This window comes from Stutzerimonas decontaminans, from assembly GCF_000661915.1.
Lineage (GTDB): Bacteria > Pseudomonadota > Gammaproteobacteria > Pseudomonadales > Pseudomonadaceae > Stutzerimonas > Stutzerimonas decontaminans.
The window spans coordinates 2,669,726-2,690,251 of the sequence record NZ_CP007509.1; the positions used below are offsets into that span (position 1 = coordinate 2,669,726).

Genomic DNA, 20,526 nt, shown 5'->3' on the forward strand with positions numbered 1-20,526 from the left:
AAGCACAGGAAACGCCCGGTGACGAGTTTGTGACCCAGGCCTTGATCCAGCACCATGCGACGCATTGCAGGGCGGCTTAGGCTTACGCAGCCAACGGTCAACAGGAGGACATATGTCCACACCCGCTCCACATGACTGGCATGCGCAACACGCTGAACAGACCCTCCAGCATCTGGATACGTCGCCTGACGGGTTGTCCGCCGAGCAAGTGCAGGAGCGTCTCGAGTCGTTCGGGCCCAACCGCCTGCCACGGCGGCGGCGCAACGGTCCACTGAGGCGTTTGCTGCTGCAATTCCACAACCTGCTGATCTACGTTCTGCTGCTTTCGGCATTGGTCACCCTCGCCTTGGGCGAATGGCTGGACAGCGCGGTGATTTTCGCCGTGGTGGTCATCAACGCGATCGTTGGCTTCATTCAGGAGGGCAAGGCGGAGCAGGCAATGCGTGCCATCCAGAAGATGCTCACGCTAGACAGCAAGGTGCGCCGTGCCGGGCGAACGCTCAACGTCCCCGCCGAACAACTGGTGCCTGGCGATATGGTGATGCTGGAAGCCGGCGACCGGGTGCCGGCTGACATGCGCCTGCTGGAGTGCCGCGATCTGCGCATCGAAGAAGCTGCCTTGACGGGCGAGTCGCTGCCCGCCAGCAAGCAGGTGGAACCCGTGGCACAGGATGCCGGTATCGGTGACCGCTACAGCATGGCCTACTCGGGCACTCTGGTCAGCGCTGGCAGCGGCACCGGCGTGGTGGTGGCAACAGCCGGCAAGACCGAGCTGGGGCAGATCAGTCATATGCTTGGTGAGGTCGTCAGCCTGCAAACGCCATTGCTCGCTGATATGGCGCGCTTCGCCAGGGTGCTCACCTTCATCATCCTGGCACTGGCAGTGGGCACCTATCTGTTCGGTGTCGGCCTGCGCGGCTATTCCACCGACGAAATGCTGCTGGCAGCGGTCGGCCTGGCCGTAGCTGCCATACCCGAAGGTTTGCCCGCGGTCCTCACCATCACACTGGCCCTCGGCGTGCAGCGAATGGCTCGGCGTCGCGCCATCATTCGTCGCCTCCCTGCGGTGGAGAGCCTGGGTGCCGTGACCGTGATCTGCTCTGACAAGACCGGCACGCTCACACGAAACGAAATGACCGTGCAGCAGGTATTCACAGCAGCACATCGGTATCAGATCGAAGGCGTCGGCTACGCACCTACCGGCCGAATTCGCTGCGACGACGGGCGCCTCTGCGAGCTCGAAGAAGCGAGCGATCTGCATGCGCTGGCCCGCGCCGGCCTGTTATGCAACAGCGCCAGCCTGCTGGCTGACGGCTCCGGTGACGAATGGAGCATTGCCGGCGACCCCACCGAGGCGGCCCTGCTCACGCTTGCCGGTAAGTTGGGCCTGATCGCCGCGCACGAGCACGGCTACACGCCTCGCGTCGACAGCATTCCGTTCAGCTCGGAGCGGCGCTGCATGGCCAGCCTGCATCATGACCACTCCGGTCACGGCCTGATCTACATGATCGGCGCCCCGGAACGGCTGGTGGAGGTGTGCAACCAGCAACTGATCGACGGCAGCGCCGAACCGCTGGACCCATCCTATTGGCATGGCGTGCTGTCCGACGGTGCCGCCCAGGGCCTGCGCATGCTCGGCCTGGCGGTGCGCGCGCTCGGCGCGCCGCGCCATGAACTGAATTATGAGGATCTGGAGGGCGATTTCGTCCTGCTCGGGCTGGTCGGCATGCTCGATCCGCCGCGTGAGGAGGCGATTGAGGCCATCAACGAATGCCGCCAGGCAGGTATCGCCGTGAAGATGATCACGGGCGACCATGCCGAGACCGCCGCAGCGATCGCCAGGCGCCTGGGGCTTGGCGACAGCACGCCGATCACCGGAGCCGAACTGGACCGCCTCAGCGACAGCCAGCTCGATGCCCGGCTGGGCGATACCACGGTCTTCGCTCGTACCAGCCCGGCGCACAAGTTGCGCCTGGTTCAGCGGCTGCAGGCATGTGGCGCACGCGTCGCGATGACCGGAGATGGGGTCAACGACGCGCCAGCACTCAAACGGGCCGACATCGGCGTGGCCATGGGCATCAAGGGTACCGAGGTGGCCAAGGAAGCCGCGCAGATGGTCCTTGCGGACGACAACTTCGCCACCATCGCCAATGCCGTGGAAGAAGGCCGCACGGTCTACGACAACCTGAAGAAATCCATCCTGTTCATCCTGCCCACCAACGGTGGCGAGGCAATGGTGTTGCTGGTTGCCATCGCGCTGGGGCTGACCCTGCCGATCACCCCGCTGCAGATTCTCTGGGTCAACATGATCACGGCGGTCACCCTGGCGCTGGCGCTCGCCTTCGAGCCCGGCGAAGCCGACGTCATGCGCCGACCGCCACGCGACCCGGACACCGCACTATTGAGCACGCAACTCATGTGGCGCGTGCTGCTGGTTGCGATCCTGATGACCGCAGCCTGCATCGGCGTGTTCGTCTATGCACAGCAGCTGGGTTGGAGCATGGAAGCCAGTCGCACCCTGGCGGTGAACACGCTGGTCGCCTGCGAGATTGCCTACCTGTTCAGCAGCCGGCAGATCAATGCCCCGGCCCGTTTCGGCTGGCGCGACAACCCAATGGTCTGGGGCATGATCGTCCTGCTGGCGCTACTGCAACTCGCCTTCACCCACTGGGCGCCGTTGCAGCGCCTGTTCGCCACCCAATCGCTGGATCCGCTCGGCTGGGGCATCTGCCTGCTGGCCGGGGCCGCATTGCTGGCTGTGGTCGAGACGGAGAAATGGCTGCGGCGACGGGCCGGTTGGCCGCTCTGACAGCACCGTAGCAAAGGGACCAGCCCCCGTCAGGCGGTGGGCTGGTCGATAGGTGGCGTCGGTTAACGTCCGGCGCGCGACTCGCGGAGATAGAAACGCGCCTTCTGCGCCTTCTGTGTACAGCCGCGGAACGCCTCGAACTGCTGCTGCGTCTTGGCCCCGGTCAGCAAAGCCAGAGCCTTGGAATAACTAACGGTTCCGGCAAAGCCTTCGGCTTCTGCCAGGCTTTGCTCCTTCCACGCTGCCTCAAGTTCCGCCGCGCAGCTGTCGCGGTATGCCGTCTTGCCGGCGCAACCGGCCAGCAGCAGAACTAGAAGAGGCAAAGATAGCCAGGTTTTCATCGCATCGTCCCTCGAGTGCCATTCAGGAATTAAAGCCGTTATTTCGCCTTACGGTGCCGCAAATATTCGACCACCGACTGCTGGTCTCCAGCGAATTCGATACGGTCAGCCTTGTTCTCGCGCTGGTAGGCGTACATCGGGTCGTAATATTCGCCGAGCAACGCCTCGATCCAGGCTCGATGCAGGTCGACCAAGCCGCTGCGCGCCTGCTCCGCAAGGGCCTGATCCATCAGCAATGCCAGGCGCTGGTAACGCTCGCCGCCGAGTCGCTTGTTGATATTGACCAGACTTTGCTGCAGACGCTCAGCGAAAGCCGCGAAACCGCTCTCACCCTGCTCGGCAATGAACTCGGCGCAAAGGTCGATCACGTAATCCTTGAGGATCCGCTCGACCCGCCCCTCGAGGCTGTCCTCCAGCCAGACCAGGGCAAACGCCTGCATGCCGTTGAACAGCGGCAGTGGAATCGAGCAGCGGCCCACCAGGCGCGCCTCGTCCTCGACGACAAACGTCTCGATGCCGGCCGCACGCATCTTCAGCAGGCGGATCGCTAGGGCATTCTCGAAGTCGATCTGCGCCGGCTGCGGCGTGGCGCGCTTGCCGAAACTGGAACCGCGATGATTGGCCAGGCCTTCCAGGTCGAGGCTGTTTTCCAACTGCGCCAGGACCTCGGTCTTGCCGGTACCGGTCATGCCACCTACCAGCACGAAGTCGCATTGTTCGACCGTCTGGTCGATGGTGTCGAGCAGGAAATGGCGCATCGCCTTGTAGCCGCCGGCGACACGCGGATATTCGACACCCATTTCGTCCTTCAGCCACTGCTGGACGATCTGCGAACGCAGCCCACCGCGGAAGCAATACAGGTAGCCATTCGGATGGGCGCGGGCGAAGTCGGCCCAGGCCTGCAGCCGCTCGGCCTTGACCTTGCCGGAAACCAGTTGCTGGCCGAGTTCGATGGCTGCCTTCTGGCCGTGCTGCTTGTAGCAAGTGCCGACCTTCTGCCGTTCGATGTCGTTCATCAGCGGCAGGTTGACCACACCGGGAAAGGCGCCCTTGGCGAATTCCACCGGGGCACGGGCGTCCATCATCGGGATGTCATTGAGGAACAGCTGGCGGAAATCTTCGGTATCGCTGCGCATCAACGCACCTCGACCGCGTGGCTGCGCGCTTCGACCAGCTGGCCGATCGGCTCCAGCGCGAGGCCAAGCTCGGCGCAAACGGCAAGAAACTCCGCCTCGCCTTCCGGCGCTACAGCCACCAGCAGTCCACCGCTGGTCTGGGGATCGCAGAGCAGCTGCTTGTGGCGCTCGTCGAGCGCGGCGATGCGCTCACCATAGCTATCGAAATTGCGCTGGGTTCCGCCCGGCACGCAGCCCTGCTCCAGGTAGTACTCGATGCCCGGCAAGCGCGGTACGCGCGCGTAGTCGATCTCGGCGGTCAGCCCGCTGCCATCGGCCATTTCCACCAAGTGGCCAAGCAGGCCGAAGCCGGTGACATCGGTCATGGCGCGAACGCCCGCGAGCTTGCCGAAGCGGCTGCCGGGCGTGTTCAGCGTGCACATCCAGTCCCGCGCCAGTCCGACGTCCTCAGCGCGCAGCTTGGCCTGTTTCTCGGCGGTGGTGAGAATGCCGATTCCCAGCGGTTTGCTCAGGTACAGCTTGCAGCCGGCAGCAGCCGTGTCATTGCGCTTCATCTGGCTTTTGTTCACCAGGCCGGTCACGGCGAGGCCGAAGATCGGCTCGGGCGCGTCGATCGAATGGCCGCCGGCCAGTGGAATACCCGCGGCATCGCAAACCGCTCGGCCTCCGGCGATGACCTCACGGGCAATCTCCGGCGGCAGCACGTTGACCGGCCAGCCGAGGATGGCGATAGCCATGAGCGGATCACCGCCCATGGCATAGATGTCGCTGATGGCGTTGGTCGCGGCAATCCGGCCGAAATCGAAGGGATCATCGACGATGGGCATGAAGAAGTCGGTGGTCGACACCACACCGCGCTCCTCGTCGATGCCGTACACCGCCGCGTCATCACGCGAGGCGTTGCCGACCCACAGGCGCGGATCGAGATTCTGCGCCCCGCTGCCGGCAAGAATCACGTCCAGCACCTTGGGCGATATCTTGCAGCCGCAGCCGGCGCCGTGACTGTACTGGGTGAGGCGGATCGGTTCGCTCATCGGACTCTCTCGTGACACGTGCACAAACGGGCCGCGATTGTAGCAAAGGCCGCCGGCCATTCGCCGATTGGCACGGAGTTCGATCAGCCAATGCCGGCCACATGTTGCAAGGGGCCGATCAGCGCTTGCAGGCTCGCCGGCCAGGCATGAAGCTATCGCCAGTGCCACAGGGAGAACCGCATGAGTAAGAAAGTTGCACTGGTACTTGGGTCGGGCGGTGCTCGGGGCTACGCGCACATTGGCGTGATCGAGGAGTTGGAAGCCCGCGGCTATGAAATTGCCTGCATCGCCGGTTGCTCTATGGGCGCGGTGGTCGGAGGCATCTATGCGGCAGGCAAGCTTGACGAGTACCGCAACTGGATCGAGAGCCTGGACTATCTCGACCTGCTGCGCCTGGTTGATCCGAGCTTCAGCCTGGGCGCGATCCGCGGGGAAAAGGTCTTCGGCCGTATCCGCGACATGGTCGGCAAGATCCGCATCGAGGATCTGCCAATCCCGTACACCGCGGTTGCCACCGACCTGACCAACCAGCAGGAGATCTGGTTTCAGGAAGGCAGCCTGGAACTGGCCATGCGCGCCTCTGCGGCCATCCCCAGCCTGTTCACCCCGGTTATGCAGGGCAATCGCATGCTGGTCGACGGCGGACTGCTCAATCCCCTGCCCATCGTTCCGGTGGTATCAGCGCACTGCGACATGATCATCGCAGTCAATCTCAACGCCAACAACCACAAGCAGTACCCACTGCCTGAGATCGTACGTCCGGGGCGCTTCGACTCGCTGGTCAACTCGATCAGCTCGCACATCCCGTTCTGGCGCAAGGACGAAGCTGAACTGGCCGGCGAGCTGGACGACCTTCGTGCCGGCGAACTGCTGCGCGGCGATCAACCGCCTGCCGCACCGACCAGCCATAACGCGCCGAAGTCTGCCGAAGGCGCGACGGTGATCGACGTCACCGGTCCGGCATCGCTGCTGGAGCTGATCAACCAGAGTTTCGACGTCATGCAGTCGTCGCTGGCGCAATACAAGATCGCGGGTTACCCGCCGAACGTGCTGGTCAACATCCCCAAGCGGGCCTGCCGCTTCTACGAGTTCTACAAGGCACCCGAGCTGATCGCACTGGGTCGCATCGTCGCCCACGATGCGCTGGTGCGCTACGAAGAAGAGCAGTGAGCCTCAGGCCTTCGCTCACTGACCAAGCGGGTCGCGCGGTTCACCCGGGAGTAGCGTCGATTCGTGCGAAGGCATCGTCGGCACCTCCTTGATCAACCAGTCGCCCAGCAGGCTGTAGGCGACTGCAAGCAGGGTCGGACCGAGGAACAGCCCCATGAAACCGAAGGCAAGGATGCCGCCGAACACGCCAAGCAGCACCACCACCAAGGGCAGGTTGCCGCCACGGCTGATCAGGTAGGGCTTGAGTACGTTGTCAACGCCACTGATGACGAACATGCCCCAGATTCCGAGGAAGATCGCCATGCCGTAGTCGCCTTGCCAGGCCAGCCAGGCGACGGCTGGACCCCAGATCAATGGCGGCACCATGATGAAACTGCAGGCGAAGGTCAGCAGCCCGAGCACCAGCGCACCCGGTATCCCGGCAATGAGAAATCCGATGTAGGCCAGAATCGCCTGTGCCGCCGCGGTCCCGATCACGCCGTTGACCACGCGCTGCACGGTACCGGCAACGAGCTCCAGATAATGATCGGCGCGGTCACCGATCAGCCGGTGCAGCAGGCTATGGACGAATGCCGACAGGCGCGGCCCATCACGATAGAAGAAGAACACCAGCACCAGGCTCAAGGCCAGCTCGAGCATGCCGCCACCGATCCGCGCGCTGCGCACCAACAGCCAGTTCGCGACCTGGCCGATGTACGGACGGCTGCTGGCGATCAAGGCTGTGCCCTGCTCATCCACGGTGTCCCAGAAGCCCACGAGGGTATCGCCAATCAGCGGCAATTCGCCCAGCCAGATCGGCGCCGGCGGCAGCCCTTCCACCTGAAGGTCGTGCAGCAATGCGTTGGCCTCGCGGATCTGATCGGCAATGTTGAAGCCCAGCCATACCAGCGGTACCGCTACCAGTACCATCCAGCTGAAGGTAAGCAGACCGGCAGCCAGCGTGGCATTGCCATGCAGCCAGCGGGTCAACAGCCGCATCACCGGCCAACTTGCGAACGCCAGCACGGCGGCCCAGAACAGCGCTGAGGCGAAAGGCGCCAGAACCCACAGGCACGCGGCCAGCAGCCCAACGAGCAGGATCTGCGCCAACAGGCGATCATTGTTGAGCATGTGAACGTACCCAGGGAGATAGAGCAGCCGCGTCCATGATCAGGGCGCGAAATAAGAGCCGCTATTGCAGCCGTTACGCAGGATCAGCGCAATAGCCGAATGACCAGGCCCGGTTCCTGAGACTCGTCGACTTCCAGGCGGCTGCCGCGGATCCGCTCGGCAATCAGCGCCTCCCGCCAGGCCACCGCACCCTGCCCGGCAAGACTGACACGCGTGGTGCTGTCCAGACTCAAGACATTGGCCAACAAAGCGCCCCACTCGGCGGTCGGCTCATCCGTCAGACGTGGCAGGCGTAATTCACCGGTGCTGCGCAGCTGCCGCAGCAGTGTTGCCGCCGTAGGTAGCACCGCGGCAAGAGGCTCATCGCTGCGCAACTGCTCGACGTGCAGGTAGGGTCGGCCGTTGCCTCGGGTGATGCCGTACAAGGCAATCAGGTCGCTCTCGGCGTCGGGCAGACGCGCCAACAGATAGGCCTGTTGCGCTTCCGGGCCGTAGAGCATGGATTTGCCGAAAATGGCGTTCGCCCAGAGGCTACTGGAACCACACTCGCGGCCTTCACACCAGAACAACAGTTCGGCACCCTGACGCAGCAGCTCGCCGCGGGCCTGGGTGAAGGCCTCGATACCGGTGTGTGTGCTCGGCAACTGATAGGTCAGTGCGGTCAGCTCACCCGACGCAACCACCTGTGTAGCCATGCGCAGATTACCGCTGATACGGCGGATCGAATCCTGGGGATAGATGCGCTCCTGCACCTGCGACTGCCGATAATCGACGATCTGTGCCTGAGCAAAACGTGGCAGTCGCTCGAGATCAGCGCTGCCGGTAACGTCGGCACCCACGGCAGCGGTGGAAATCAAGACCGATGCCGCTATCCATGCACTTCGCATAACACCCCTCAATGGATCACCCCTGACTGTTTGTCGAAACTCAGCGAATGCGGCAAGCCGAGGACAAACGCAAGTGCGCAGCGATTGGCCGTCGCGACTTTGGAGCAATCAATCATTGCGCTGGCTCTGCTGGAAACATTGGCTCCCAGCCTCGCCAGTTGGCCAAGGCAAGTCAAGCGAGGCTTTGCGAGAGAGTATTGCAAGCGCCAAGCATGGTTCAGCCGTGGAAGAACGCGTTGAACACCTCCGCCACCGCCTCAGCGCCCGCCTCGTCGTCCAGATGCAGATGATGCCCACCGGGCAGCCGCTGTACATCAAAGGGCAAGCCATCAACCAGCTCCATCAGCTCCGGCTGGTTCATCAGCCCTTGCTCGGCCAGCACCAAACTGGCGGAACAGGTGACCCGGGCGACAAAGGCCAGTGCATGAGCACGCGTCAGCCGCATGGCCGAGGGGAGCATGAGACGGGCATCGGTGCGCCAGGTATAGCCGCCCGGTACCGGCATCAACCCGCGTTGTGCCAGCAGCTCAGCCGCCTCACGACTGACCGCACCGACGCCCTTCATGCGCGCTTGCACCGCCTGATCAAAAGTCGCATAAACCGGCTTGCGCTTGTCATCGACCGCAAGCAAGGCCTCGAGCGCCGCGCCTAGCTTCTGCGGCGCACTGTACGCCTCGCCAGTGTAGGGGATGACACCATCGATCAATGCCAGCCGCTCGATGCGTTCGGGTAGAGCCCCAGCCAACAGCACTGAAACGATCGCCCCCATCGAGTGGCCCAGCAAGGAAAACCGCTGCCAGCCGAACTGTTCGGCAACCTGTAGCACGTCATGGGCATAATCCCAGATGTTGTAGGCAGCACCCGCGGGACGATGTTCGGAATGACCATGCCCGGGCAAATCCAGTGCGACGATGCGCAGCCCCTCAAGCCTCGGCGCAAGACGACTGAAGGTCGCGGCATTGTCCAGCCATCCATGCAAAGCGAGCACCGGCTTGCCATCATCTGGCCCGTAAATATGCGCCGCGACATCGAGGTGCGGCAGGCTCAGGCGGACCTCTTCGAACAGCACGCTCATGCCACCCCCTCGGTAAGCTCGGCGTGCGAGCCCCAGCGAGCCAGCAATTCCAGCAGCTTGTCGGCCGTCTGCTGTGGCCGCTCGAAAGGAAACATATGACCACCGGGCAGCGTATGCGCTTCGCCACGTGCCATCAGCCGCAACAGATAGGCATGATGCGGCAGCACCACACGACTGTCGCGCCCACGCACCATGGCCAGAGGAATCTTCAATGCCGGCGGCCAGCCCGGGGTGAGATGTGGCACGCTGCGGTAGATGCTGATTTCGGTCTGCGGATCGAAGCGCAGACGCATTCCCTGCCCTGCAGGCTCCAAGCCGTGTTCGATATAAGCGTCCAGGCATTCCGGATCAAAGCTGCTGAACAGCGCCTTACCGGCGAAATATGCACGCGCCTCTTCGGCACTGGAGAACTGCTCGCGGCGTCCCAGGGTCCGCCCCGCAGGTGTTAACCGATCGATGAAGCCCAGACGTTTGGCAGCCCAGATGACGGTCTGGTCGAACCAGGTTGGAAGCGGCGAATCGAGCATGACCACACCGTGGTAAAGCTCGGGTCGCAGCAGCGCGGCGCGATAGTGCAGCATCCCGCCAAATGAGTGCCCTACCCCCCAGACAGGCTCATGCAGCCCTTCGAGCTGCTCGAACAGCTCATCGAGCAGATTGTTCCAATTGTCATCCACCGGAAAGCGTGGATCGTGACCGTGGCGATCCATGTGCGTGACCCGATATTCGGGCGTGAGGGCATCGAACAGCTTGCGATAGGTCGCCGCCGGAAAACCATTGGCATGGGCAAAGAAGATACGTTGGGACATGGAGGCGTTGCCGGACAGACTGAACCTTCATTGTCTGGCAGGCCTCGGCATGCGGCAATCGCCATAGGCCTGCCGAATGAAGGGCATTCAGGCCAATCAGCAGGCCGCAATGTCGGCCTGCCTCGATCAGCCTGCCAAGTTGCCCCTGTCCAGCGGCACGATCGCGACCGTCAGTCTGGAGATGCAGCTGGGCTTGCCGTCCTCACCGCTCAGGCGAATGTCCCAGACATGTGTCGAGCGGCCAAGGTGAACCGGTCGGCAAACGCCTGTCACGCGGCCACTGCGTAAACCGCGCAGGTGATTGGCATTGACCTCCAGCCCAACGCAATAGAACTTGCTGGTGTCGATGCAGTGATAACTGGCCATCGAACCGAGGGTCTCGGCCAGTACCACCGAGGCGCCACCATGCAGCAGACCATAAGGCTGATGGGTACGGGCGTCGACCGGCATGCTCGCAGTGATCGAGGAGTCGTCGAACGATTCGAAGCGGATGTCCAGCAAATCACTGATGGTGTTCTTGCGGGTGCTGTGAAGCTCTTCCAGGTCGGGTTGACGGTGCCAGATGCTCAAGGCGCTTACTCCTGATGGTTATTGTTCTACGGTTAGGCTCGCCTCGAAGCGGAACCGCCGAGCGAGCCGCACCAACCCTAACCAACGTGATGCAAGGACACCAGTCGCATCAGCCCTCCGGCAATCGCTTCACCTTCCAGCTCAGCCAGCGAGGCAGTTGCCATGGGCAGTGGATCGGCGTAGTGGCCGTTGATCAGCCATCCAGCGAGATTGCCCACAAACGGCTGATGCGTGACCAACAGCAGATCGTTCTCGCTGCGCAAATCCAGCCCGCGCAACGCTTGCGCCAAGTCAGATTCGGGCGTGGCCCAGTCCACGGTTTCCCGCTGGCCGCTGAACGCCAGCGCCTTGCACACTTCATCCGCGGTCTGCTGCGCGCGCTGGAACGGGCTCACCAGAACCGTCTGCAACGGCTTGCCCCGGAGAAAGGTGGCGCTGCGACGTACATCGCGACGGCCACCTTCGGTCAGATTACGCTCGGCATCGGTACGAGCCCGCGGCTCGGCTTCGCCATGTCGCAGCAACCAGAGCCTCATGGAGTCGGCCCCTGCTGCGAGTCTTTTGGCTCGGCCGGCGGCACTGGCGGGACCGGATTGGTCAGCTCGACATCAGCCGGTCGCGGGTTAGGCCAGTCGGATAGCGGCCAAGGCTTGCGCTCGGTATTGAAGGTGGCGAAGCGACCGATCTGCGCTACGTACTGGCTGAGGCTGTCACCAAACGCCTGCAGGCCGGAGTCGGGATATCCCTTGACCAGACGCATCACCAGCTGCAGCACAACAACCACCAGCAGCACCAGCTCGGCCAGTTGCCAGACGAAAAAGAAGATCAGCATCCAGACGGCCCGCAGGATCAGCGATTCTCGGTCCGTCGCCTGGTTCGATTGGTTCATGAAGTTTCCCCTAAGCTCGGCTCAGAATCCGTCGGTTGAAATGAAGTCCACATCGGTCTTCGGCTCGCCACGCATCAGCACACCGATGATCTGGTCCAGCGTACGCCCCTCGAACAAAACGGCATGAAGACCCGCGACCAGTGGCATGTAGACCTGCAGTTCCTCGGCCTTGCACTTGAGCACTTTAATGGTATTGACCCCTTCGGCGACTTCGCCCAACCGGGAAACCGCTTCATCCAGGCTGAGACCTTCGCCCAGCGCATAGCCAACCTGGAAGTTGCGGCTCTTTTGCGAGGTGCAGGTAACGATCAGGTCGCCGACACCCGCCAGGCCCAGAAACGTCATCGGGTTGGCCCCGAGTTTGACGGCGAAACGGGTCATTTCCGCCAGCGCTCGGGTAATCAGCATGCTTCGCGTGTTTTCGCCCATCCCCAGCGCTGCGGCCATTCCCGCCATGATCGCGTAGACGTTCTTCAGCGCCCCGCCCAGCTCGACCCCAAAGCGGTCGGCGCTGGCATAGACGCGGAAGGTGCGACCGTGCAGCACCTGCTGGACGCTACGGCACAGCGCCTCGTCCTGGCTCGCAACAACCGTCGCGGTCAGGGCGTGCTCGGCCACTTCACGCGCCAGATTTGGCCCTGACAGCACTCCGATACGTGCATGCGGCGCGATCTGCTCGAGAATCTGGCTCATCAGCATGAAGCCATCGGCCTCGATGCCCTTGGTCGTGCTGACCAGCATCTTGCCACCAAGCTGAGCCGCGAACGGCTGCAGCGCCTGGCGCAGCGCACTGGACGGCAGCGCGACAAAAATCAATTCGCAGGCATCGAGGGTCGACGACAGGTCAGTGGTTGGTTCCACCTGCGCGAGAATCTCCACGCCTTTGAGATAGCGCGGATTCTGCCGCAGCGTCCGGATGCTCTCGGCCTGCTCGGGATCACGCATCCAGAGCAGGACATGGTGACCGTTTTCGGCCAGCAGATTGGCGATTGCGGTACCGAAACTGCCGCCGCCGAGTACGGCGATGGGTTGCTGTCGTGTCATGAGGGTTCCGTTATGGGCCATCCAAAATGGCAATGCCGGCATTATACGTTTCGCATTCACAGCGGCCAGCGCCACCACCATGCCCTGTGAAATCATTCAGTTACAGTTACATCTGACGCGAGCAATGATCCCGCCCGAAGCGCTGAGACGGGATTTCGAGCAACACATGCAACCGTTACTGCAACGATTGTCTATAGAGGACAAGCTGTCGCAAGGTCCTCGTTAGCCTTTCAGGAGTGTTAAAGTAGCCGCCCGATTCTGTCTTTGCGTCCTTCAGCCGCAAGTACGGGTTGAACGGCGTCGCTGTTGGCGGGCTGTGACTTTAGCCACAACACGGCAGTCTATGACTAGTCTTGATGATCAGGCCTTGGATTCTGGCCCGGTATGTAAGCAGCAAAGCCCTCCGCAAGGGGCCCATTGAGGAATACGCATGACCAAACAACACGCCTTTACTCGGGAAGACCTGCTTCGTTGCAGCCGCGGCGAACTCTTCGGTCCCGGTAATGCGCAACTGCCCGCGCCGAACATGCTAATGGTCGATCGTATCGTTCACATCAGCGAAGTAGGCGGCAAATATGGCAAGGGCGAACTGGTCGCCGAACTGGATATCAACCCTGATCTCTGGTTCTTCGCTTGCCATTTCGAAGGCGATCCGGTCATGCCCGGCTGCCTGGGCCTTGATGCCATGTGGCAGCTGGTCGGCTTCTACCTCGGCTGGCAGGGCAACCCCGGCCGTGGCCGCGCCCTCGGTTCTGGCGAAGTGAAGTTTTTCGGTCAGGTTCTGCCTACCGCCAAGAAAGTCACCTACAACATCCATATCAAGCGCACCATCAGTCGCTCGCTGATCCTCGGTATTGCCGATGGCACCGTCAGCGTTGATGGCCGCGAGATCTACAGTGCCGAAGGTTTGCGCGTCGGCCTGTTCACCTCTACCGACAGCTTTTGAAGGACATCCGCATGCGTCGCGTCGTGATCACTGGCCTGGGTATCGTTTCCTGCCTGGGCAATGACAAAGAGACCGTCTCCGGCAACCTGCGTGCCGGCCGCCCTGGCATTCGCTTCAACCAGTCCTACGCGGACATGGGGCTGCGCAGCCAGGTTTCCGGCTCCGTCAACCTGAACCTGGAAGAGCTGATCGACCGCAAGGTCCTGCGCTTCATGGGTGACGCTGCCGCCTATGCCTATCTGGCGATGGAGCAGGCCGTCAAAGACGCCGGTTTCACCCTCGATGACATTTCCAACCCGCGCATCGGCCTGGTCGCCGGCTCGGGTGGTGCTTCCACCATCAATCAGATGGAAGCCATCGACATCCTGCGCGACAAAGGCGTCAAGCGCATCGGCCCATACCGCGTACCGCGCACCATGAGCAGCACCGTTTCCGCCTGCCTGGCCACGCCGTTCCGTATCAAGGGCATCAACTACTCCATCGCTTCGGCCTGCGCCACCAGCGCGCATTGCATCGGCCATGCCATGGAACAGATCCAGATGGGCAAGCAGGATGTGGTCTTCGCCGGTGGCGGCGAGGAAGAGCATTACAGCCAGAGCTGCCTGTTCGACGCCATGGGTGCGCTGTCCAGCCAGTACAACGATACGCCGGAGAAAGCCTCCCGCGCCTACGACGCCAAGCGTGACGGTTTCGTCATCGCCGGCGGCGGCGGCATGGTGGTGGTCGAAGAGCTGGAGCACGCCCTCAAGCGCGGCGCCAAGATCTACGCGGAAATCGTCGGCTACGGCGCCACTTCCGACGGCTACGACATGGTCGCACCGAGTGGCGAAGGCGCCCTGCGCTGCATGCAGCAGGCAATGTCTACCGTCGACACCAACATCGACTACCTCAACACCCACGGCACCTCCACGCCGGTCGGCGATGTGGCCGAGATCAAGGCCGTGCGTAACATGTTCGGCGACAAGATCCCGACCATCAGCTCGACCAAGAGCCTGTCTGGCCACTCGCTGGGCGCCGCGGGCGTTCACGAAGCGATCTATTCCATGCTGATGATGGAAGGCAGCTTCATCGCGGGCTCGGCCAACATCGACGAGCTGGATCCGGAAGTTGCCGACATGCCTATTCTTCGCGAAACCCGCGAGAACGTGCAGCTCGACACCGTGATGAGCAACAGCTTCGGCTTCGGTGGCACCAACGCTACTCTGGTGCTGCGCCGCTTTAAGGGCTAAGCACTCGCGCCGATAAAAACGCCCCGATTATTCGGGGCGTTTTTGTTTGTGTGGTCACAAGACGGTACGAAATGCCGGCATGCTCTACCCCCCTCGCAATACGGCGTCAGGCCGAGCGCCGAGCGTTGCGCCATTGCGCCGGTGGTCCACCCGTCCAGCGCCTGAAGGCCCGACTGAAAGCTGCCACCTCGGCGAACCCGCTCTGCTCGGCCACCTCCTGCACGCTGAAGTGCTCATTGCTGAGCAGCCTCAAGGCAAGATCACGGCGCAGCGACTCCTTGATCTGCCGAACCGATGTGCCCTCCTCCTGCAGCCAACGCCGCAGCGTACGAGGCGTCATCAACAGCTGCTGGCTGATTTCCTCCAGCTCCGGCATCCGTTTGAGGTCGTAGCGCTGCAGCAACAGCCTTACGCGAGTCTGAAGGCTGTTGTCCTGCACAGGTCGATGCAGGATCACCCCAGGGCACGCCTGCAGAAATGCCTGCAGCTCGGCTTCGCTACGTAAGATCGGTAGCTGAAGGACTCGTGGGTGCAGATAGAAGCCGCAACGTGGCTGGTCGTGGAGCAGCTCGCCGATAAACATTGCCCGGTACTCCCTCGCGTGCATTGGTGCCGGATAGCCGAAAGAGGTCCCGGTAACAGGAATCTGCTGCCCGATCAGCCAGCCTGCGAAGCGCTGCCACATCAACAGAATGAACTCCTGCAGGAAATGATCGGGATCGAGCTCCTGCTGACGCAGGTGCAAGCGGTAGAACACCAGCGGTGACTGCGCATGCCCGGCATCCAGGCCAATCTTCAGGTCGTCCGTAACCGCGCTATAGAAACGCGCGCTGCGTTGCAGCATTCCGCCGAGGGTTTTGGCGCCCAGGCCGAACTCTGCCATGAGCGAGAACACGCCCCGCTTGCAGACGCCTGGCGCCAACCCCATGAACTCGTCGCCGGTAAAGCGCCAGACGGCCTTGATCAACTCGCTGAGCTGATGCTCGGTGAGCAGCCGTTCGGGCCGGTCGAGCCACAGGTGCGGTATTTCAGCCGCAGACAGCAGCTGCGACGGCTCTGCGCCCTGTCGCAGAGCGCCACCGATACAGGCGCGCACGTAGTGATTGGCGATATGGGCCCTGGCCGACGACTTGTACAGCTCCGTAGATGTCATGCGCCGGTCCTTTGCTTCACTCGTTTTCACCAGTATGGCGCGTTTCAACCCAGCTGGCCTATCTGATCAAATAAAACGACCGTAAAGGTCATTCAAAGCGATAAATCAAAACTCTATTAATAGACGTGCGCCCCACGGCGGCCGACCAGAACAACAACGATCAAAAGGGCTCAGCATGACCGTACAACCACAGCCGGAAGCCGGACGTGCACCCGGCAATGATGACCGGGCGCTATTTCACGATTCGGTGCGGCGCTTTCTTCAGCAGGAAGTGGCGCCCCACTACGAGCAATGGGAAGCCGACCACCAGCTGCCACGCGCGCTCTGGCATCGCCTCGGCGAAGCGGGGCTGCTCGGCGTAGACCTGCCGGAACAGCTGGGCGGCTGCGCAGCGGGAGTCGAGACCAGCCTGATGATCTGCGAGGAGATTTCCCGCCAGGGCTTCGGCGGGCTAGCCAGCGGCTACAACATCCACGCCAACATCGTGATGCCGTACATCCACCACCTCGGCAACCAGGCGCAGCAGGCTTATTGGCTACCGCGCATGGCCACTGGCGAAGTGCTGAGCGCCATCGCCATGACCGAGCCTGGCGCCGGAAGCGATCTGGCCGCCATGCGCGCCAGTGCGCAGAAGCTTCCTGGCGGCTGGAAGCTCAACGGCAGCAAGGTATTTATCACCAACGGCTTGCTGGCAGACATGGTGATCGTCTGCGCCAAGACCGATCCGAACGCCCGGGCCCGCGGCGTCTCGCTGTTTCTGGTGGATACCACATTGCCAGGCTTTTCTCGCGGCAAAGCGATCCGCAAGATCGGCCAGCATGCCAGCGACACCGCTGAACTGTTCTTCGACGATCTGATCGTACCGGAGGATGCGCTGCTCGGCGAAGCGGGCAAGGGCTTCGCCTATCTGATGCAAGAACTGCCTCGGGAGCGTCTGGGTGTGGCAGCGCAAGCCATCGGAGCCATCGACGGCGCCCTGCAGCTGACCCTGGGCTATGTCCAGCAACGGCGTGCATTCGGTCAGCGCATAGCCGACTTCCAGAACACCCGCTTCACGCTGGCCGAAGTACGTGCACAACTGGAGATGGGACGCGCGTATTTCGAGAAATGCCTGCAGCGCTATGCCGGTGGAGAAATGAGCAGCACGGATGCGGCCGCGCTCAAACTGATGCTCAGCGAGATGCAGTGCCGCTGCATCGACCAATGCCTGCAGCTGTTCGGAGGCTACGGCTACACACTCGAATATCCAATCTCCCGCTTTTATGTGGATGCGCGCATCCAGACCATCTATGCGGGCACTTCCGAAATCATGAAAGAAGTGATCGCCCGCGACATGCTTGGGCCCGTGGCCTGACCGACCGACAAGAAGGAATTCCAGATGAACGACACAGTTGCGCTGCAGGACGTGGTGATCCTATCCGGCGCCCGAACCGCCATCGGCGACTTCGGCGCAAGCCTGTCGGGCTATAGCCCTGCCGAACTGGGTACTTTCGCCGGCCGTGCCGCCATCGAGCGCGCCGGCGTGGCGGCGGAGGAAATCGACCACTGCATCTTCGGCCACATCATCACGACCAGCCCGCAGGATGCCTATCTGGCGCGACATATTGCTCTGAACTGCGGCCTCGCCGAGCACTCGGCGGCGCTGAACGTGAACCGCCTGTGCGGCTCGTCGGTGCAGTCGCTGATCTCCGCGGCGCAGATGATCCAGGCTGGCGCCAGCCGGCTCGCCCTTGCCGGCGGCGCCGAAAGCATGAGCCAGGGCGCTTACCTGCTGCCGAAGCTGCGCTTCGGTCAGCGCATGGGTGACACGACTGCAGTGGATCTGACCATCGGTATTCTCAGCGACCCGTTCGGCAGCGGGCACATGGGCATCACTGCGGAGAACGTCGCCGCTCGCTATGGACTCACACGCGAGCAGCTGGACCAGTATGCCTGCGACAGTCACCACAAGGCCGCCAATGCGATCGCCGCGGGACATCTCGATGAGCAGATCGTCGCCGTGCCAATCAGCAAGGGACGCACAACTGGCGAATTTGTACAGGACGAGCATGTGCGGCCTGACGCCACGCTGGAGGGCCTGCAGAAGCTGCGCGCCGCCTTCAAAAAGGACGGCCTGGTGACAGCCGGCAACGCCTCTCCGCTCAACGACGGCGCCGCGGCACTCGTGCTGAGCTCGGTACAGGAGGCCGCCAGGCTTGGGTTGCGTCCACGGGCCCGATTCATCAGCTACGCCTTTGCCGGAGTCGAGCCGCAACTCATGGGGCTGGGACCGATTCCTGCGGTGCAGCGGGCGCTGACGGCAGCAAACCTACGTCTGGCCGACATCGACATCATCGAGTCCAACGAAGCCTTCGCTGCTCAGGCATTGGCGGTGACGCAAAGCCTGGAGTTCGACCCGGACAAGGTGAACGTCAACGGCGGAGCGATTGCCCATGGTCACCCGGTCGGTGCCACCGGGTCGATTCTCACCCTGAAAGCGTTGTATGAGCTGGAACGGCGCAGCAAGCGTCTCGCATTGATCACCATGTGCATCGGTGGAGGCCAAGGCATCGCTTTGATTATCGAACGTCTCTGATCCTGGCGAGCTGTCAGATCCAGAGCCTCGGCGCAGCGTGCCAAAACCAGCAGGCTGCGCCCAAGCCCACATGCCGTCACAACAATAATTATTCGAGGTGTGTCATGCGTTCAACGATCGAGTCCCACCCACTTATCCACCGCAACACCATCGGCGATGCAGTGCAGCGCATCGCCATGCAGCGCCCTGGGCAGATCGCCCTGAAATACCGCGAGCGCTGCTGGAGCTACCAGGCACTGGACCGCGCGGCGAACCGTGTAGCCAATCATCTGCTGGCCCTTGGCCTGAGCAAGGCGGACCGGGTTGCGGCATATGGCAAGAACTCCGACGCCTACCTGATTCTCTGGCTGGCCTGCACCCGTGCCGGGCTGATTCACGTTCCGGTCAATTACTCACTGACCGAACACGAACTGGCCTACGTACTCGACCAATCAGGAGCCCGCGCCCTCTTCTTTGACGACAGCCTGAAAAGCCTGGTCGACCGCATTCCGGGCCAGCGCCAACTGGCGATCCGCGGCAGTCTGCACAGTAATGAAGCGACATCGGATCGCAGCGACATTCTGACGACCGCCACCAGCTCTGCCTGTGATCGGCCACCAGCGATCGACATCGCCGAAACCGATGTCGTGCAGATTCTCTACACCTCCGGCACCACATCAGACCCCAAGGGCGCGATGCACACCCACCGCTCGCTGATGACCGAGTACTCCAGTTGCCTCCTGCACCTCGATATAAAGGCCAGCGACCGCTGCCTGGCAGCCCTGCCGCTCTACCACTCGGCACAGATGCATGTGTTCACCATGCCGGCGCTGCTGGCCGGCGCCTACAGCTGCCTGACTGATACGCCGACGCCAGAAGAAATACTTCGACTGCTCAAGACGGAACAGCTGAACAGCTTCTTCGCGCCACCAACCGTCTGGATAGCCCTGCTGCGCCATGAGCATTTCGTTGAGGCGCAACTAAGGCACGTGCAGAAGCTCTACTACGGCGCCTCCATCATGCCGGAGCCAATCGCCCGGGAGCTGGGCGCGCGATTGCCGCAATCGGGCCTCTACAACTGTTACGGTCAGAGCGAGATCGCCCCGCTGGCGACCGTGCTGACACCCGATGAGCACCGGGAGCGGCCGAGATCCTGTGGCCGCCCGGTAAGCAACGTGCTGACACGGATAATCGATCCAGCCACGGGCGAAGAATGCGCACCCGGTGTTCCGGGGGAACTGGTTCATCGCTCCCCCCAGCTGATGGTCGGTTACTGGCAGAAACCGGACGAGACCGCCGAGGCATTCGCTGGCGACTGGTTTCATTCCGGAGATCTGGGCTACCGCGATGAGCAGGGCTACATCTGGATCGTCGACCGCATCAAGGACATCGTGAATACCGGCGGCGTGCTGGTCGCCAGTCGCGATGTGGAAGAGGCACTCTATCGCCACCCGCATGTTGCCGAAGTCGCAGTCATCGGCGTGCCCGACCATAAATGGATCGAAGCGATCACGGCGGTGGTGGTTCTGAAACAGAACACCGCACCAGACCCGCAGGCACTGCTGCACCATGCCCGCGCCCACCTTGCGCCCTTCAAGGTACCGAAGCATGTGCATTTCGTTAAGCAATTGCCAAAGAACTCAGCGGGTAAGCTGCTGAAGCGGGTACTGCGCATGCAGTTCGGTGCGCCAGCGCGCAGCAGCCTGGGCGAAGCCGGCGACAACCTTCAGCAGAGCGAGGCCAGCGCCTGATAAGAATGGCGCTGGCCTT

At 62.4% G+C, this 20,526-nt stretch carries 19 protein-coding genes; 7 read left to right on the top strand and 12 right to left on the bottom strand.

The window, feature by feature from the left end:
• Nucleotides 1-112: 112 nt before the first annotated feature.
• Nucleotides 113-2,809, top strand: coding sequence for an HAD-IC family P-type ATPase (locus UIB01_RS12230; RefSeq protein ID WP_038660763.1), 2,697 nt, complete (start codon nucleotides 113-115; stop codon nucleotides 2,807-2,809).
• 62 nt (nucleotides 2,810-2,871) lie between these two features.
• On the opposite strand, the gene UIB01_RS12235 is transcribed toward UIB01_RS12230, so the two are convergent.
• The 3 genes from UIB01_RS12235 to selD are packed head-to-tail and all read right to left on the bottom strand — an operon-like array spanning nucleotide 2,872 to nucleotide 5,320.
• Nucleotides 2,872-3,150 carry a hypothetical protein gene (locus UIB01_RS12235; protein WP_038660766.1) on the bottom strand — a complete coding sequence of 93 codons (279 nt, stop codon included), beginning with the start codon at nucleotides 3,148-3,150 and terminating at the stop codon, nucleotides 2,872-2,874.
• A gap of 38 nt (nucleotides 3,151-3,188) precedes the next feature.
• Entirely contained in the window at nucleotides 3,189-4,286 is a 1,098-nt protein-coding gene (gene mnmH, locus UIB01_RS12240) for a tRNA 2-selenouridine(34) synthase MnmH (protein WP_038660768.1), read from the bottom strand.
• On the bottom strand, nucleotides 4,286-5,320 hold the full coding sequence (gene selD, locus UIB01_RS12245; protein ID WP_038660771.1) for a selenide, water dikinase SelD: 1,035 nt from the start codon (nucleotides 5,318-5,320) through the stop codon (nucleotides 4,286-4,288). The genes mnmH and selD overlap by 1 nt, the downstream gene beginning before the upstream one ends.
• Before the next feature lie 180 nt (nucleotides 5,321-5,500).
• On the opposite strand from selD, the gene UIB01_RS12250 reads away from it, so the two are divergent.
• Nucleotides 5,501-6,490: a patatin-like phospholipase family protein gene (locus UIB01_RS12250; protein ID WP_038660774.1), complete on the top strand. Its 990-nt coding sequence runs from the start codon at nucleotides 5,501-5,503 to the stop codon at nucleotides 6,488-6,490.
• A gap of 15 nt (nucleotides 6,491-6,505) precedes the next feature.
• On the opposite strand, the gene UIB01_RS12255 is transcribed toward UIB01_RS12250, so the two are convergent.
• From UIB01_RS12255 to UIB01_RS12290, 8 genes are all read right to left on the bottom strand, one after another.
• On the bottom strand, nucleotides 6,506-7,600 hold the full coding sequence (locus tag UIB01_RS12255; RefSeq protein ID WP_038660777.1) for an AI-2E family transporter: 1,095 nt from the start codon (nucleotides 7,598-7,600) through the stop codon (nucleotides 6,506-6,508).
• A gap of 83 nt (nucleotides 7,601-7,683) precedes the next feature.
• A complete protein-coding gene (locus UIB01_RS12260; protein ID WP_038660781.1) occupies nucleotides 7,684-8,487 on the bottom strand; it encodes a DUF4892 domain-containing protein in 804 nt (267 codons plus the stop codon).
• Nucleotides 8,488-8,704: 217 nt separating this feature from the next.
• Entirely contained in the window at nucleotides 8,705-9,562 is an 858-nt protein-coding gene (locus UIB01_RS12265) for an alpha/beta hydrolase (RefSeq protein WP_038660784.1), read from the bottom strand.
• On the bottom strand, nucleotides 9,559-10,371 hold the full coding sequence (locus UIB01_RS12270) for an alpha/beta fold hydrolase (protein WP_038660786.1): 813 nt from the start codon (nucleotides 10,369-10,371) through the stop codon (nucleotides 9,559-9,561). Before UIB01_RS12270 ends, UIB01_RS12265 begins: the two co-directional genes overlap by 4 nt.
• A 126-nt stretch (nucleotides 10,372-10,497) precedes the next feature.
• Nucleotides 10,498-10,941: a hotdog fold thioesterase gene (locus UIB01_RS12275; protein WP_038660788.1), complete on the bottom strand. Its 444-nt coding sequence runs from the start codon at nucleotides 10,939-10,941 to the stop codon at nucleotides 10,498-10,500.
• Between the two features lie 77 nt (nucleotides 10,942-11,018).
• Nucleotides 11,019-11,477, bottom strand: coding sequence for a phosphohistidine phosphatase SixA (gene sixA / locus UIB01_RS12280; protein WP_038660791.1), 459 nt, complete (start codon nucleotides 11,475-11,477; stop codon nucleotides 11,019-11,021).
• Nucleotides 11,474-11,830 (bottom strand): DUF4389 domain-containing protein, encoded by a 357-nt coding sequence (locus UIB01_RS12285; protein ID WP_038660794.1) that lies wholly within the window; start codon nucleotides 11,828-11,830, stop codon nucleotides 11,474-11,476. The genes sixA and UIB01_RS12285 overlap by 4 nt, the downstream gene beginning before the upstream one ends.
• A gap of 21 nt (nucleotides 11,831-11,851) precedes the next feature.
• The gene (locus UIB01_RS12290; protein ID WP_038660797.1) at nucleotides 11,852-12,874 is read right to left on the bottom strand and encodes an NAD(P)H-dependent glycerol-3-phosphate dehydrogenase; all 1,023 of its coding nucleotides are present in this window, start codon (nucleotides 12,872-12,874) and stop codon (nucleotides 11,852-11,854) included.
• Between the two features lie 430 nt (nucleotides 12,875-13,304).
• Here UIB01_RS12290 and fabA point away from each other — a divergent pair, with 430 nt between their 5' ends.
• Nucleotides 13,305-13,820: a 3-hydroxyacyl-[acyl-carrier-protein] dehydratase FabA gene (gene fabA / locus UIB01_RS12295; RefSeq protein ID WP_038660800.1), complete on the top strand. Its 516-nt coding sequence runs from the start codon at nucleotides 13,305-13,307 to the stop codon at nucleotides 13,818-13,820.
• Between the two features lie 11 nt (nucleotides 13,821-13,831).
• Nucleotides 13,832-15,049 carry a beta-ketoacyl-ACP synthase I gene (gene fabB / locus UIB01_RS12300; protein WP_038660803.1) on the top strand — a complete coding sequence of 406 codons (1,218 nt, stop codon included), beginning with the start codon at nucleotides 13,832-13,834 and terminating at the stop codon, nucleotides 15,047-15,049.
• Nucleotides 15,050-15,155: 106 nt separating this feature from the next.
• Here fabB and UIB01_RS12305 read toward each other — a convergent pair whose 3' ends face one another.
• Nucleotides 15,156-16,202: an AraC family transcriptional regulator gene (locus UIB01_RS12305; protein WP_038660805.1), complete on the bottom strand. Its 1,047-nt coding sequence runs from the start codon at nucleotides 16,200-16,202 to the stop codon at nucleotides 15,156-15,158.
• Nucleotides 16,203-16,377: 175 nt separating this feature from the next.
• On the opposite strand from UIB01_RS12305, the gene UIB01_RS12310 reads away from it, so the two are divergent.
• The 3 genes from UIB01_RS12310 to UIB01_RS12320 all read left to right on the top strand — a co-directional run bounded on the left by UIB01_RS12310 (nucleotide 16,378) and on the right by UIB01_RS12320 (nucleotide 20,507).
• The gene (locus UIB01_RS12310) at nucleotides 16,378-17,556 is read left to right on the top strand and encodes an acyl-CoA dehydrogenase family protein (protein ID WP_038660808.1); all 1,179 of its coding nucleotides are present in this window, start codon (nucleotides 16,378-16,380) and stop codon (nucleotides 17,554-17,556) included.
• A gap of 24 nt (nucleotides 17,557-17,580) precedes the next feature.
• Nucleotides 17,581-18,777, top strand: coding sequence for a beta-ketothiolase BktB (bktB, locus tag UIB01_RS12315; protein ID WP_038660811.1), 1,197 nt, complete (start codon nucleotides 17,581-17,583; stop codon nucleotides 18,775-18,777).
• A 104-nt stretch (nucleotides 18,778-18,881) separates the two neighbouring features.
• Entirely contained in the window at nucleotides 18,882-20,507 is a 1,626-nt protein-coding gene (locus UIB01_RS12320) for a fatty acyl-CoA synthetase (RefSeq protein WP_051605078.1), read from the top strand.
• Nucleotides 20,508-20,526: the final 19 nt, after the last annotated feature.

Bases quoted from the DNA above. Each gene is read 5' to 3' on its own strand.
- UIB01_RS12230 (WP_038660763.1), top strand. From the start codon at position 113: ATGTCCACACCCGCTCCACATGACTGGCATGCGCAACACGCTGAACAG.
- UIB01_RS12235 (WP_038660766.1), bottom strand. From the start codon at position 3,150: ATGAAAACCTGGCTATCTTTGCCTCTTCTAGTTCTGCTGCTGGCCGGT.
- mnmH (WP_038660768.1), bottom strand. From the start codon at position 4,286: ATGCGCAGCGATACCGAAGATTTCCGCCAGCTGTTCCTCAATGACATC.
- selD (WP_038660771.1), bottom strand. From the start codon at position 5,320: ATGAGCGAACCGATCCGCCTCACCCAGTACAGTCACGGCGCCGGCTGC.
- UIB01_RS12250 (WP_038660774.1), top strand. From the start codon at position 5,501: ATGAGTAAGAAAGTTGCACTGGTACTTGGGTCGGGCGGTGCTCGGGGC.
- UIB01_RS12255 (WP_038660777.1), bottom strand. From the start codon at position 7,600: ATGCTCAACAATGATCGCCTGTTGGCGCAGATCCTGCTCGTTGGGCTG.
- UIB01_RS12260 (WP_038660781.1), bottom strand. From the start codon at position 8,487: ATGCGAAGTGCATGGATAGCGGCATCGGTCTTGATTTCCACCGCTGCC.
- UIB01_RS12265 (WP_038660784.1), bottom strand. From the start codon at position 9,562: ATGAGCGTGCTGTTCGAAGAGGTCCGCCTGAGCCTGCCGCACCTCGAT.
- UIB01_RS12270 (WP_038660786.1), bottom strand. From the start codon at position 10,371: ATGTCCCAACGTATCTTCTTTGCCCATGCCAATGGTTTTCCGGCGGCG.
- sixA (WP_038660791.1), bottom strand. From the start codon at position 11,477: ATGAGGCTCTGGTTGCTGCGACATGGCGAAGCCGAGCCGCGGGCTCGT.
- UIB01_RS12285 (WP_038660794.1), bottom strand. From the start codon at position 11,830: ATGAACCAATCGAACCAGGCGACGGACCGAGAATCGCTGATCCTGCGG.
- UIB01_RS12290 (WP_038660797.1), bottom strand. From the start codon at position 12,874: ATGACACGACAGCAACCCATCGCCGTACTCGGCGGCGGCAGTTTCGGT.
- fabA (WP_038660800.1), top strand. From the start codon at position 13,305: ATGACCAAACAACACGCCTTTACTCGGGAAGACCTGCTTCGTTGCAGC.
- fabB (WP_038660803.1), top strand. From the start codon at position 13,832: ATGCGTCGCGTCGTGATCACTGGCCTGGGTATCGTTTCCTGCCTGGGC.
- UIB01_RS12305 (WP_038660805.1), bottom strand. From the start codon at position 16,202: ATGACATCTACGGAGCTGTACAAGTCGTCGGCCAGGGCCCATATCGCC.
- UIB01_RS12310 (WP_038660808.1), top strand. From the start codon at position 16,378: ATGACCGTACAACCACAGCCGGAAGCCGGACGTGCACCCGGCAATGAT.
- bktB (WP_038660811.1), top strand. From the start codon at position 17,581: ATGAACGACACAGTTGCGCTGCAGGACGTGGTGATCCTATCCGGCGCC.
- UIB01_RS12320 (WP_051605078.1), top strand. From the start codon at position 18,882: ATGCGTTCAACGATCGAGTCCCACCCACTTATCCACCGCAACACCATC.